Genomic DNA, 13,006 nt, shown 5'->3' with positions numbered 1-13,006 from the left:
CGATGACCGCGCTGGAGCGTCCCTACTGGATCGAGGCCATCTTCGAGCGCCGAGACGGCTGGGACGCTTCCGCCTATCCTTTCAACCTGCCGGTCGTACGCACGCTCGACCGGCTGGCCTTCCACCCGAACGTGACCTTTCTCGTCGGTGAGAACGGCTCAGGAAAGTCCACGCTGATCGAGGCCCTGGCGGTGGCGTGGGGCTTTAATCCCGAAGGCGGCGGACGCGAACACCGTTTCGGCACCCGCGACAGCCATTCCCCTTTGCACAGGTTTGTGAGGCCCGTTCGCTCGGCGCAACGGGTTCAGGACGGCTTTTTCCTGCGAGCAGAGAGCTTCTTCACGGTCGCCAGCTATCTGGAAGACCCTGAGGTCAGGGGCGAACGCTATGGCGGGCGTCGCCTGCATGAGCAGTCGCACGGCGAATCCTTCTTCGCCCTTTTCGACAACCGCTTCATCGGCGACGGCCTGTACATCCTCGACGAACCCGAAGCCGCCCTGTCGCCCAGCCGTCAGTTATCCTTCCTCAGCCGTCTTCATGAACTTGTCATGGCGAGGTCTCAGTTGATCATCGCGACGCACTCTCCGATCCTCCTCGGCTATCCCAATGCCTGGATCTATCAGGCGTCCGAACACGGCCTTGAACGGATCGAATACGAGGACACCGACCATTATCAGATCACGCGCAACTTCCTGACTCGTCGCGAGATGATGCTGGACATCCTGCTTGAGCCCGACTGAGGCTCAGACCTTATCCCGAATCGTGCGCCCCACCGGCGCCACCGCCAGCTTGGCCAGTTCCAGGTCCTTCAGCGCGAAGGGTATGCCGATGATCGAGACGAACTCGGCCACCGCGATAATCAGGTGCGACAGGGCGATGTACCAGCCTGCGACCACGAACCAGACAACGTTCAGCACCAACCCGAGACAGCCCGCCACAGGGTGCGTGTCCTGCCAGACAATCTCCCGCCCGAACGGCCAGAACGAATAGCTGGCGATCCTCCAGGCCGCGAACGTCCAGGGCAACCCCACAATGGTGATCGCCAGGATCGCGCCGCCCAGCAGCCACAGCAAACCTGACAGCCATCCGCCGAAGATGAACCACAGGATATTCAGGATCAGGCGGATCATCACATCCCTCCGAGAACAGTGTCCTCCAGATAGAACGAAGGCCCCGCCGGCGACAGCGGGGCCTTCATTAATTCGCGGAAACCTGCAGGCTAGTGCGGCTTCTCGGTCCAGCGCGCCTTGGCGTCTTCCTGGGTCAGGTTCAGGTGGACATGTTTGTCGTCGACCCGTTCGACCCAGCTGACCGGGATCATGTGGTGTTTGAACCCGCCGGCCAGATCCAGCTTGGCCAGTTCGATCTGGTCGCCGAGCACATGGTCCACACGACCGACATGACCGCCGTCCGAACCCACGACTTCGAGATGTTCCTTGATAAGCGAGGCGTCGACCATGGCGATTGTCCTTTGTCTGGTTTGTCTGCCTCACTGAACGTTGGCGAAGTCGGCGGGTTTCAAACCGCAGCGCTTGTTGCGGTCGCCTTCCACTGATGACAGAACGCTTCTTGCGGGCGGTATTGGCGCCGCCGGATGGGCGGAGAAGGCATCTGATGAGACGGATCTATTCCAGCCTGCTGGCCGTCGTCCTGGCCCTTTCGGTGGCGTCCTGCGGCACGCTGGAGCGTCCCGTGGGACCTTTGCGCCTCGCAGACGGCGCCCTGACGCCGGCGCAAGATCCGCGTATCCGCGCCAATGACGCCGCCCGACTGGAAGCCTTTACCGAGGAGGTCGGCTCACGGCTCACCCAGAACCATGACCTGTCGATCCTGGCCCTGTCCGGCGGCGGGGCGAACGGGGCCTATGGCGCCGGCATTCTCGTCGGCTGGACCGAGCGCGGCGACCGACCGGTCTTCGACATCGTCACCGGGGTCAGCACGGGCGCGCTGTCCGCCCCCTTCGCCTTCGCGGGGTCCGAATGGGATCCGCAACTGGCTCAGGCCTATACCGGCGGCGCCGCCAGCAGCCTGCTCAGCTGGCGAAGCTTTGCGATCTTCCTCTACCCCAGTCTGTTCAGCGCCAGCGCCCTGCGAAATCTGGTCGACGACAACGTCACGCCGGAGCTGTTGGCGGCCATCGCCCGCGAACACGCCAAGGGCCGCCGCCTGCTGGTCGCCACCACAAATCTGGACAGCGAGGAGACGGTCATCTGGGACATGGGCCTGCTGGCCAGCCAGAACGACGACAACTCCCGCGCCCTGTTCAAGGAAGTTCTGGTCGCCTCGGCCAGCATCCCGGCCGTCTTCCCTCCGGTCCTGATCGCCGGGCTTCAGCCAGACCAGACGGTGGTCATGGAGATGCACGCCGACGGCGGGGTCAACATTCCTTTCCTGGCCATCCCAGAGAATCTGGCGCTCTGGACCCGTGGCCAAGACCAGCCGGGCGGCGGGGCCCTCTATGTCGTGGTCAACGGCCAGGTCGGGCGCAATGACGGGGTCACGCCCGGTCGGCTGACCGCCATCCTGATGCGCAGCTACGACAGTATGAGCAAGGCCTCGCTACGCACCCATCTGGCCACGACGGCCGCCTTCGCCCGACGCAACGGCATGAGCCTGTCGTTGGCCGCCATTCCGGACAATGTCGAAGCGTCTAGCCTGAAGTTCGACCAAAAGACCATGACGGCGCTGTTTGATCTCGGTCGCCGACAGGGTCAGTCCGCTGCCGGTTGGACGCGGCTGGACCCGACCGAAAGGGCTCCCTCTGCCATCCCGCTTTCCGAGTTGCCCGCCGACCAGGTGCCCGAGGCCCTAAAGCCCAAGAGCGCGCCGGGCGCGACGCCGCAGGAACAGCCATGACCGAGATCATCAACCTGAACCGGGCGCGCAAGGCGCGTGAAAAGGCGCAGGACAAGGCCCAGGCCGCAGCCAACCGTGTCGTCCATGGGCGGACCAAGTCCCAAAAGCAGGCCTCGCAGATGGAGCAGGCGCGGGCGGCGCGTCTGCTGGACGGCCAGAAGCGGGAAGACTGAACCTAAGCCGCCTTCGGCGCCCGGATCAGCAGGACCTGCCCGGCCAGCACCAGGCCCAGGCCGATCAACATAGTCACCCCGACATGGGCGCCCTCGAACAGGACGGACATGATGACGGCGATCGGCGGCGTCAGGGCCGAAATATAGCTGGCCAGGGCGAAACCCCGCTGCCGCGCCAGGGTGAAATACAGGCCGAAGGCGATGACCGACCCGAACAGCGACAGGTGCAGCAGCGACAGGACATAGGCCGAGGTCGGCTCGATCCGCCACTCCACCCCCGTCGCAAATCCATAGATCGCCAGCATGGCCGTGCCATAGGCCATCGCCCAGGCGGTCGCCGCCATCACCGGCGCCCCGGCCTGTTGTCCTCGCCAGGCGAACCAGTTGCCGAAGGCCGAAGCGACGACCGCGATCAGGGCGAAGACAATCCCCAGCGCCGGCGCGGTCCCGGCCGATACGCCGGCGCCCGACAACTGTCCGAACGACAGGACGGCCACCCCGAAGATTCCCAGGATCGCGCCCTGCCAGGCGCCGACCGCTGCCTTCTGCCCCTCCAGCAAACGAAACAGCACCAGGTTGACGAAGGCCAGGGCCGCAAAAATCACGGCGACGACCGCCGAGGCCACCCGCTCTTCCGCCGCATAGACGAAGCCGTAGCTAACGGCGAAGACGAAGGCGCCCTGCCCCACGGCTGCCAGATGCTGGGCCCGCGTCAGCCGCAGCGGCCGGCGCGTCGCGGCGCAGAAACCGAACAGCACGACTGCCGCCAGCCCAAACCGCCAGACGATGGACACGATCGGATCCACCACGCCCAGCTGCAAGGTGATGGCGAACCAGGTCGTGCCCCAGATCAGGGCGCAGGTCAGGATGGCGAGAACGGTGAAGGGGCGACTCATGCAAGGCTCCTTAGGCGACGCCCGCTTACCATTGCGCCCCCACAAGCGCCGCTCACGTCTTGCGCCCGAGTGTGACAAACTGCGCCCTACAGGAGAACGCCATGCGCAGCCGCTTCATGATCCCCGCGCGCCGACGGAACACCGCGCAATGAGCGGTCTGACCAAACGGTCGGTCGTTCTGGCCGGTCACGCCACCTCTGTCGCGCTGGAGCCGGAGTTCTGGGCCGTTCTGGACCGGATCGCTGCGGCGCGCGGCTTCAGCAAGGCTCAGCTTCTGGCCGATATCGACGCAAACCGCGGCCGCCGCCCGCTCGCCTCGGCCTGCCGCCTCCTGGCCCTGTCGTGGGTGGCGGAACACGGACCGGCAGCGTAACATGGGTCGACAAAAGGAGCCTTTCATGGACACCCAACGCCTGGTCCCCGCCGCCGCCTTCGGGGGCCTGCTGGCTGTCGGCCTGATCGGGGCCGGCGCCCTGATCGGCCAGGGCGTGATCCACGCCCGCGCCGGCGACCGCACAGTGACCGTGCGCGGTCTGTCGGAACGCGAGGTGAAGGCGGATCTGGCGGTTCTGCCGCTGCGCTTCACCGCCTCGGGCGAGGTCCTGTCCGAGGTCCAGGCCCGCATCGACGGCGACCTGGCCATGGTGAGGCAGTTTCTGAAGACCCAGGGCTATCCCGCCGACGCCGTCGATCTGGGCCGTCTGGAGGTCGCCGACACCCGCTCGCGCGAATACGGCGTCCAGAACGGCGGCCCCCGCTTCATTCTGGCACAGACCGTCATTGTCCGCACCGGCGACGTGGCCCGCGTCCAGGCCACCACCCGCGCCCTGAACGACCTCGTGCGTCAGGGCGTGGTGCTGCAAGACTTCCAGGGGCCGTCCTATATCTTCACCAAGCTGAACGCCGTCCGGCCACAGATGATCGCCGAGGGCACGGCGGCGGCGCGCACCGGCGCCGAACAGTTCGCCAAGGACTCCGGCACGCCCCTGGGTCCAATCCGTCAGGCCACCCAGGGCTCGTTCGAGATCCTGCCGCGCGATGGTTCGGGCGGCGACGAGTCCGGCTCCATCGACAAGAAGGTCCGGGTCGTCACCACCATCACCTATAGTCTGAAATAGGCGGGTCGGCGCTTAGCGTCTCCGCCTGATCGGCCTCGGCCATGGGGCGGCCGATCGGTTGAACCTCATCAAGCTTGGGGTCGCCGCCCCTCTCGAACAGGGCGATCCAGACGGCGATAACGACGAACATCCCCACCATGCCCAAGGCGAAGGCGCGCCAGCCGCCTCTGTCTCGTCCGGGTCCTGGATTCGGGGGCCGCTTCATCCTCTGCGCCTTTCGTTGCATCGCAGAAGGAACAGGCCGTGGATCAAGCCGGTTCCGCAGCTCATTTGCACGGCGGCCCTGACATCGCCGTCCGGTCCCCTTATGTTCCCCTATTCGATTCTGACCGCCCGGACCTTTTCTCGCCTGTGACCGATCTTCCCGCCCCCCGTATTTCAGACCTGGCCCGGGCGCGCGCGCCGCAGGAGGGTGAGGCGCGCGACTATCTGGCGGGCTTGAACCCCGAACAGCGCGAGGCGGTCGAGACGACCGAGGGGCCGGTCCTGGTCCTGGCTGGCGCCGGCACCGGCAAAACCCGGGTCCTGACCACCCGTCTGGCGCACATCCTCGCGACCGGCCGGGCCAAACCGTGGGAGCTGCTGGCCGTCACCTTCACCAACAAGGCCGCGCGCGAGATGCGCGAGCGGATCACCCATCTGATCGGTCCCTCGGCCGAAGGGTTGCGCTGGCTGGGCACCTTCCACTCCATCGCCGCCCAGATCCTGCGCCGTCACGCCGAACTGGTCGGGCTGAAGTCCAGTTTCACCATCCTGGACACCGACGACCAGGAAAGGGTGCTGAAACAGCTGCTGGAAGCCGCCAATATCGACACCAAGCGCTGGACGCCCAAGTCGCTGTCCGGCCTGATCGACCACTGGAAGAACCGCGGCTGGACGCCCGAGAAGCTGCCGCCGGGCGAGGATTTCGCCAACGGCAAGGGCCAGGGCCTGTACGCCGCCTATCAGGCCCGCCTGCGCAGCCTGAACGCCTGCGACTTCGGCGACCTGCTGCTGCACAACATCACCATCCTGTCCAAACATGCGGACCTGGCGGACGAATATCGCCGCCGCTTCCGCTACATTCTGGTGGACGAATATCAGGACACCAACGTCGCCCAGTATCTGTGGCTGCGGCTGCTGACGGCCTCGACCGGCAATGTCTGCTGCGTCGGCGACGACGACCAGTCGATCTACGGCTGGCGCGGGGCCGAGGTGGACAACATCCTGCGCTTCGAACGCGACTTCCCCGGCGCCAAGATCGTCAAGCTGGAGCGCAACTATCGCTCCACCAGCCATATCCTCGGCGCCGCCTCGGGCCTGATCGCCGCCAATCGCGACCGCCTGGGCAAGACCCTGTGGACCGAGGACGACAGCGGCGACAAGGTGCGGGTGCGCGGCGTCTGGGACGGCGAGGCCGAAGCCCGTCTGATCGCCGACGAGATCGAGACCGCGCGCCGCCCCCACGCGGGCGAGCCGGGGCTGAAATACAAGGACATGGCCATCCTGGTCCGCGCCTCGTTCCAGATGCGGGCCTTCGAGGAACGGCTGGTCATGCTGGCCATCCCCTATGCCGTCATCGGCGGCCCGCGCTTCTTCGAACGGGCCGAGATCCGCGACGCCCACGCCTATATGCGGCTGATCCAGTCCGAGGACGACGATCTGGCCTTCGAGCGGATCGTCAATGTGCCCAAGCGCGGCATCGGCGACACCAGCGTACAGAAGATCCTGCAACTGGCCCGCCAACACGACCTGTCGGCCCTGACCGCTGTGCGCGGCCTGATCAACACCGACGAGCTTCAGGCCCGCACCCGCACCGCCCTGTCCAACTTCGTGCGCGACCTCGACCGCTGGCGCGCCCTGTCCGAGACCACGCCCCATTGGGAGGTCATGGAGACGGTGCTGGAGGAGAGCGGCTACACTGACATGCAGAAGGCCGACCGGACCAGCGGCCAGACCCGATTGGACAACCTGAAGGAACTGACCCAGTCGATGCAGCAGTTTGAGACGCTGCAGGCCTATCTGGAGCACGTCTCCCTGGTCATGGACCTGGAGCGCGCCAACAGCGACGATCCGAACGGCGACGGGGCGGTCCAGATCATGACCCTGCACGGCGCCAAGGGGCTGGAGTTCCCGTTGGTCTTCCTGCCGGGCTGGGAGGAAGGCGTCTTCCCCAGCCAGCGCAGCATCGACGAAAAGGGCGAAAAGGGCCTCGAGGAGGAACGCCGCCTGGCCTATGTCGGCGTCACCCGCGCCAAGCAGGACGCCCGGATATCCTTCGCCGCCAACCGCCTCGTCTATGGTCGCTGGACCTCACAACTGCCCAGCCGCTTCGTCGACGAACTGCCCATCGCCCACGTCGATCCGCAATCCGACACCGGCTACTACGGCGCCTCGACGGGCATGAAGGAGGCCAAGAGCCGCTGGGACGACGCGCCCAGCTTCGGCAGCGGCTATTCGTCGCCCGGCTGGAAACGCGCCCAAACCTTCACCGCCGCCCAGACGCCGAACAAGATCCCCGCCCGCAAGGCCGTGATCGAAGGCGACGGCCGCCTGATCGCCACCGCCGATCCCAAGGCCGGCTCAGGCTGGAAAAAGGGCGAACGCGTCTTCCACCAGAAGTTCGGCTACGGCCACGTCCGCGTCATCGAGGGCAATAAACTGCTGGTCGATTTCGAAAAGGCGGGCGAGAAACGTGTCATCGACAGTTTCGTGGAGAAGGCGGGGTGAAACGGCTTGTCTGGGCCCTTGCGATTGTCGCGATCTTCAGCGTCCCAGCACAGGCTCAGATCCTTCGGTCGGACACGCCGTTGTGGACTTATCAGCACGAACCCGACCAGGGCCTGTATCCCCAGCACTTCACCGACGCCGAGTATTTCGGCTGCTCCATTCCTCTTCAACTTGGCGTCTATCGTCGTGATTGGAACGCCGACGGCGAGGATGACGCCTTTGTGCGTCTTCAAAACTATGGCGTCTTCCACTGCGCTCTGCTCTACGGCGAAGCCTATGACCGCGCAGATGCGGACACCGCGTTTGAGGATTACGCTTGGCTCATCATGCTGGACGAGAGCCGGCGACCTGACGGCCGCGAGGATCAACTTTTGGCGTTGCAGATCGGGGTGCGGGCGGGCAGCCGCTATGTGCTTCTTAGACGCCGTGGGAACGAGCTTTCGGCGCCGCTCGAGGAACTGGACTGGAAGTGCCCCGCCGATGCCGAGCGCCGAAAGGCGCAGCTCGACATATGGGTTCAGGATTCCTGCGTAATCGCGTCCAAGGCGGATCTCCGGCGGGTCGCCCGAGCCGCCGCCGGTCGACCGATCATTGCGACCTGGACGGCGCAGTTGGCGGACGATGAAAGCGCCGACGCCGCCCCACAGCGCTAACGCCTTCATCAGAAAGGCCTCATCCGCCTTTGCCGCGGCCAAGCTTTGGCCTAAGCCATCGCCTTCCCGTCTTCGACCGAGTCCGCCATGTCCGCCCCTGCCCGTCCCACCGTTGATCGCGCCTGGCTGAGCTGGGCCATGCGGCGGATCGAGGCGGACTACAACCGCTCGGCCGACACCCATCTGATCCCGGTGGACATGCCGGCCCTGTCGGACATCGCCCTGTATCTGAAGGACGAATCCAGCCACCCGACCGGAAGCCTGAAGCACCGGCTGGCGCGCTCGCTGTTCCTCTACGCCCTCAGCAACGGCTGGATCGGCGAGGGCATGACCATTGTCGAGGCGTCCAGCGGTTCGACCGCCGTGTCCGAAGCCTATTTCGCCCGGATGCTGAACCTGCCCTTCATCGCCGTGGTGCCGCGCTCCACCGCCCAGGAGAAGATCACCGCCATCGAGTTCTACGGCGGACGCTGTCATTTCGTGGACGTCCCGGGCCAGGCCTATTCGGAAAGCCAGCGGCTCGCCGACGAACTGGGCGGCCACTACATGGACCAGTTCACCTATGCCGAACGGGCGACGGACTGGCGCGGCAACAACAATATCGCCGAGTCCATCTTCGCCCAGATGCGGCGCGAGCCCTGCCCCGTGCCCCGCTGGATCGTGTGCGGCGCGGGCACCGGCGGCACCTCGGCGACCATCGGTCGGTTCGCCCGCTTCAATCGCCACGACACCCGGATCTGCGTCGCCGACCCGGAAGCCTCCGTCTTTCACCGTCACTGGGCGGATGCGACGGTCCAGACCAGCGCCGATCGCCCGTCCCTGATCGAGGGCATCGGTCGGGCGCGGGTCGAGCCTTCCTTCATCCCCAACGTGGTGGATCGGATGATCGTCGTGCCCGACGTAGCCTCCATCGCCGCCACCCGCGTGCTCAGCCGGCGTCTGGGCCGCCCCTGCGGCGGATCGACCGGCACCAACCTGTGGGCCTGCGTCCAGCTGGCCCAGGAAATGGCGCGCGCGGGCGAGTGCGGCTCGGTCGTGTCGATCCTGTGCGACCACGGCGACCGCTACGCCTCGACCTATTTCGACGACGCCTGGATCGCCGCCCAGGGCCTGGACACCGCCCCGTGGGAAGCCCGCCTGGACGCCTTCTTCGAAACGGGCGTCTTACCCGACGCCTGAACCGCCTGTTTCGCCGGGGCGGACAGGTCTAAGAAGGCCCAAGCGGCCGGAAGCGGTCAGAACCTTCACAGGAGCCGACGATGGCGGGACTAAAGGACAAGCGCGGCTTCATCGACAAGGACCGCATCGACCTGTCGGAGCGGCAGTCGGTCGAATACTGGATGAAGCGCTGGGGCGTGACCAAGGACCAAATCACCGCCGCCCACCGCAAGGTCGGCCGCATGACCAAGGACGTCGCAGCGGAACTGGGCAAGAAGCGCTGACGCCAAGCCTCAGTTTCGAGGCCGCAGCGCCTCCCACACGGCGACCGTAATCAGAACCGCAGACGAGATGAGGCTGAGCCACAGCGGCGACAGATGCGCCCAACCCATCAGGGCTGGCGGCGCCAGCAAGACCAGCAGGCCGCATCCCATCAGCCGGTCGAGCGACCAGCGGCCCCAGACGCAATAGGCGGCCAGAGACGACCCGAACAGGAAGATCGCCGGTCCCCCGAGCACAGCGGCGACCACATGGGCCTCGGCATGCCCCAATGGATGAACCAGCACGAACTCGTCGCCCACCGCCGAGACGATGATCCCTGCGATCAGGACGATAGGGGCATAGGTATAGGCGCGCCGCGCAATGGCCCCCGCGTCCTCGGCATGGGCGATGAAGTCCGACGCCGCGTCGTGCTTGGCGGCGAAATAGAGCTGCCACATCGCGATGGTCGTCAGGAAGCTGGAGGCGAAGGCCGCGATCGTCGGCAAGGTCCACGGAAGTTCAGCGAAGGTGGCGCCGGTGACCAGCAGCGTCTCCCCCAGGCAGATGATCACGAACAGACCGACCCGCTCGGCCAGATGCGCCCCTTCCACCGTCCAGTCGGCCGTACTCGCGCGACCGAGCCCCAAAACGCGATAACTCAATGCCGGCCCCGCATACTCGACCGCCAGGGCCGCCAGCCAGATGAACAGGCGCTGTTCGGGGTTTGCGAACCCGCCCACGATCCAAAACGCCCCGCTGAACACCGTCCAGCACAGGATGCGCTGGAAGTTCTGACGCAGGATCTGATCCTCCCTCGCCGCCCAAAGCATGAACAGCGACCGGCCGACATGTATGGCCACGAAGGCGCAGGCGAAGACCAGCCCCCGTCCCCCGAAGGCGTCGGGCAAGCCGATGGACATGACCAAACCGGCGGCCATGATCACGAACAGGGCGAGCCGAACCGGCGTTCGCTCCACGTCCAGCCAGTTGGTGACCCACGACGTGTAGATCCAGCTCCACCAGACGGCGGCCAGCAGAATCGCAGCCTCCAAAACGCCCAGCGGCGTGGGATGCTGAATCAGCAGATGGCTGATCTGGGTGATGGCGAAAACGAAGACCAGGTCGAAGAACAATTCGACGAAGCCGACCCGCGCATGCTCGCCCTTCACGCGCTGCCGCAAAAACGAAACCATAATGCCCCTCCCCATCAAGGGAAGCTTAGGCCGGTCGCAAACCGCCGTCATCCCTGCGGCGCCCCATCAATCGGCGGAGCCGCCCCGCCCTAGAGGTGGATGGTCCGCCCGTAGGCGTCCAGCGCGGCCTCGTGCATGGCTTCCGACATGGTCGGGTGCGGATAGACGATGCCGTGGATGTCTTCTTCCGTCGCCTCCATGGTGATGGCGGTGACATAGCCCTGGATCATCTCGGTCACTTCGTGGCCGATCATATGGGCGCCGATCAGGGCGCCGGTCTTGGCGTCGAAGATCACCTTGACGAAGCCGTCGATCTCGCCGGCGGCCACGGCCTTGCCGTTTACGCGGAACGGGAAGCGGCCGATCTTGACCTCACGCTTCTCGGCGCGGGCGGCCTGTTCGGTGACGCCGACCGAGGCGACCTGCGGCTGGGCGTAGGTGCAGCCGGCGATGGGCGAATGGACGTTCGGGGTCTTGTAGCCGGCGATGAATTCGGCGGCGTGGATGCCTTCGTGGCTAGCCTTGTGCGCCAGCCAGGGCGCGCCGGCGCAGTCGCCGATGGCGAACAGGCCCTTGACGTTGGTCTGGCAGTGGCCGTCGGTCTTGATGTGGCCGCGGTCCAGTTCGACGCCCAGCGCCTCCAGGCCGATGCCGTCGGTGTTGGCGGTGATGCCCACAGCCGAGATACAGACCTCGGCCTCGAGCGACTCGGCCTTGCCGCCGACCTCGATGTCCACCTTCACGCCGGCGCCGGTCTTGGAGACCTTGGTCACCTTGGCGCCCAGCTTGAACTTGATGCCGCGCTTCTCGAACGACTTCTGGGCGGCCTTGGAGACCTCCTCGTCCTCGACCGGCATGATGCGCTCGACCGCCTCGACGACCGTCACCTCGGCGCCCAGGGCGCGATAGAAGCTGGCGAATTCGATGCCGATGGCGCCCGAACCGATGACGACAAAGGACTTGGGCAGCTTCTTCGGCGCCAGGGCGTCGCGATAAGCCCATATCTTGTCGCCGTCGGCCTCCAGGCCGATCTGCGGCAGGGCGCGGGCACGGGCGCCGACGGCCAGCATGACCGCCTTGGCCTCGACCGTGCGAGACCCGCCGGCCTTCAGCGCGATGACGACCTTGGGCGCTGCCGCGCCCTTCTCCAGCTTGGCCGCGCCTTCGATCACTTCAATCTTGTTCTTCTTCATCAGGAAGGCGACGCCCTTGTTCATCGTCGCCGCGACGCCGCGCGAGCGCTGGATGATGGCGTCAAAGTCGAACGACGCGCCGGACGCCGACAGGCCGTAGTCCTTCAGATGGCTCAGGCTCTCGAACTTCTCGCCCGACTTAAGCAGGGCCTTGGTCGGGATACAGCCCCAGTTCAGGCAGATGCCGCCCAGGTTCTCGCGCTCGACGATGGCGACCTTCTGGCCCAGTTGGCTGGCGCGGATGGCCGCGACGTAACCGCCGGGGCCCGAGCCGATGACGACGAGATCGAATTCAGCAGCCATGATCAGATCAACTTCTCGATGTCGGCCTTGATGGCCTCGGGTTCTGTTTGCGGGGCGTAGCGGGAGACCACCCTGCCCTCGCGGTCGGTCAGGAACTTGGTGAAGTTCCACTTGATGGCCTGGGAGCCCAGGAAGCCGCGCTTCTGCCTGGTCAGCCAGGCATAGAGCGGATGCCGGTTCGGCCCGTTGACCTCCACCTTGTCGAACAGGGGAAAGGTCACGTCGAAACTGGTGGCGCAGAAGGCGGCGATCTCCGCCGCTCGCCCCGGCTCCTGCTCGCCGAACTGGTTGCAGGGAAAGCCCAGCACCTCGAACGGTCGGTCGGCGAACGTCCGGTGCAGCTTTTCCAGACCATTATACTGGCCGGTGAAACCGCACTTGGACGCCGTATTGACGATCAGCAGCGCCTGACCGCGGAAACGGTCCAGCGAAACCTCCGTGCCGTCGATGGCGCGGGCGGAGAAGTCATAGACCGAGGTCATGACCTCACCCT

General features: G+C 65.8%; 16 protein-coding genes. 9 read left to right on the top strand and 7 right to left on the bottom strand.

The genetic code is table 11. The features are described from left to right. Positions 1-2 precede the first annotated feature (2 nt). Entirely contained in the window at positions 3-740 is a 738-nt protein-coding gene (locus ACVPT3_RS07315; RefSeq protein ID WP_492043484.1) for an AAA family ATPase, read from the top strand. Positions 741-743: 3 nt separating this feature from the next. On the opposite strand, the gene ACVPT3_RS07310 is transcribed toward ACVPT3_RS07315, so the two are convergent. Beyond that, positions 744-1,130, bottom strand: coding sequence for a YccF domain-containing protein (locus tag ACVPT3_RS07310; RefSeq protein WP_492043483.1), 387 nt, complete (start codon positions 1,128-1,130; stop codon positions 744-746). Positions 1,131-1,219: 89 nt separating this feature from the next. Beyond that, positions 1,220-1,459 carry a DUF2171 domain-containing protein gene (locus tag ACVPT3_RS07305; protein WP_492043482.1) on the bottom strand — a complete coding sequence of 80 codons (240 nt, stop codon included), beginning with the start codon at positions 1,457-1,459 and terminating at the stop codon, positions 1,220-1,222. A 155-nt stretch (positions 1,460-1,614) separates the two neighbouring features. Between ACVPT3_RS07305 and ACVPT3_RS07300 the strand changes: the two genes are divergently transcribed. Then, a complete protein-coding gene (locus ACVPT3_RS07300; protein WP_492043481.1) occupies positions 1,615-2,856 on the top strand; it encodes a patatin-like phospholipase family protein in 1,242 nt (413 codons plus the stop codon). Continuing rightward, positions 2,853-3,029, top strand: coding sequence for a DUF4169 family protein (locus ACVPT3_RS07295; protein ID WP_492043480.1), 177 nt, complete (start codon positions 2,853-2,855; stop codon positions 3,027-3,029). The genes ACVPT3_RS07300 and ACVPT3_RS07295 overlap by 4 nt, the downstream gene beginning before the upstream one ends. A gap of 2 nt (positions 3,030-3,031) precedes the next feature. On the opposite strand, the gene ACVPT3_RS07290 is transcribed toward ACVPT3_RS07295, so the two are convergent. Further along, positions 3,032-3,925: a DMT family transporter gene (locus ACVPT3_RS07290; protein ID WP_492043479.1), complete on the bottom strand. Its 894-nt coding sequence runs from the start codon at positions 3,923-3,925 to the stop codon at positions 3,032-3,034. Positions 3,926-4,073: 148 nt separating this feature from the next. Between ACVPT3_RS07290 and ACVPT3_RS07285 the strand changes: the two genes are divergently transcribed. Beyond that, positions 4,074-4,298, top strand: coding sequence for a ribbon-helix-helix domain-containing protein (locus ACVPT3_RS07285; RefSeq protein ID WP_492043478.1), 225 nt, complete (start codon positions 4,074-4,076; stop codon positions 4,296-4,298). A 25-nt stretch (positions 4,299-4,323) separates the two neighbouring features. Further along, on the top strand, positions 4,324-5,043 hold the full coding sequence (locus tag ACVPT3_RS07280; RefSeq protein ID WP_492043477.1) for an SIMPL domain-containing protein: 720 nt from the start codon (positions 4,324-4,326) through the stop codon (positions 5,041-5,043). Here ACVPT3_RS07280 and ACVPT3_RS07275 read toward each other — a convergent pair. Next, a complete protein-coding gene (locus ACVPT3_RS07275; protein ID WP_492043476.1) occupies positions 5,024-5,248 on the bottom strand; it encodes a hypothetical protein in 225 nt (74 codons plus the stop codon). The two genes, ACVPT3_RS07280 and ACVPT3_RS07275, sit on opposite strands and share 20 nt — an antisense overlap. Positions 5,249-5,394: 146 nt before the next feature. Here ACVPT3_RS07275 and ACVPT3_RS07270 point away from each other — a divergent pair, with 146 nt between their 5' ends. The 4 genes from ACVPT3_RS07270 to ACVPT3_RS07255 all read left to right on the top strand — a co-directional run bounded on the left by ACVPT3_RS07270 (position 5,395) and on the right by ACVPT3_RS07255 (position 9,847). Continuing rightward, entirely contained in the window at positions 5,395-7,752 is a 2,358-nt protein-coding gene (locus ACVPT3_RS07270) for an ATP-dependent helicase (RefSeq protein WP_492043475.1), read from the top strand. Positions 7,753-7,832: 80 nt separating this feature from the next. Then, positions 7,833-8,405 carry a hypothetical protein gene (locus ACVPT3_RS07265; protein ID WP_492043474.1) on the top strand — a complete coding sequence of 191 codons (573 nt, stop codon included), beginning with the start codon at positions 7,833-7,835 and terminating at the stop codon, positions 8,403-8,405. An 87-nt stretch (positions 8,406-8,492) separates the two neighbouring features. Next, positions 8,493-9,584, top strand: coding sequence for a PLP-dependent cysteine synthase family protein (locus ACVPT3_RS07260; protein ID WP_492043473.1), 1,092 nt, complete (start codon positions 8,493-8,495; stop codon positions 9,582-9,584). Positions 9,585-9,664: 80 nt separating this feature from the next. Continuing rightward, positions 9,665-9,847 (top strand): DUF3606 domain-containing protein, encoded by a 183-nt coding sequence (locus ACVPT3_RS07255; RefSeq protein WP_492043472.1) that lies wholly within the window; start codon positions 9,665-9,667, stop codon positions 9,845-9,847. A gap of 9 nt (positions 9,848-9,856) precedes the next feature. On the opposite strand, the gene ACVPT3_RS07250 is transcribed toward ACVPT3_RS07255, so the two are convergent. The 3 genes from ACVPT3_RS07250 to ACVPT3_RS07240 all read right to left on the bottom strand — a co-directional run bounded on the left by ACVPT3_RS07250 (position 9,857) and on the right by ACVPT3_RS07240 (position 12,995). After that, positions 9,857-11,017: a low temperature requirement protein A gene (locus ACVPT3_RS07250; protein ID WP_492043471.1), complete on the bottom strand. Its 1,161-nt coding sequence runs from the start codon at positions 11,015-11,017 to the stop codon at positions 9,857-9,859. A gap of 89 nt (positions 11,018-11,106) precedes the next feature. Further along, on the bottom strand, positions 11,107-12,513 hold the full coding sequence (lpdA, locus tag ACVPT3_RS07245; protein WP_492043470.1) for a dihydrolipoyl dehydrogenase: 1,407 nt from the start codon (positions 12,511-12,513) through the stop codon (positions 11,107-11,109). A gap of 2 nt (positions 12,514-12,515) precedes the next feature. Further along, entirely contained in the window at positions 12,516-12,995 is a 480-nt protein-coding gene (locus ACVPT3_RS07240) for a glutathione peroxidase (RefSeq protein ID WP_492043469.1), read from the bottom strand. Positions 12,996-13,006 lie beyond the last annotated feature (11 nt).

Source organism: Brevundimonas sp. FV1ps31S, from assembly GCF_058681265.1.
This window is presented reverse-complemented; position numbering and strand designations above follow the sequence as displayed.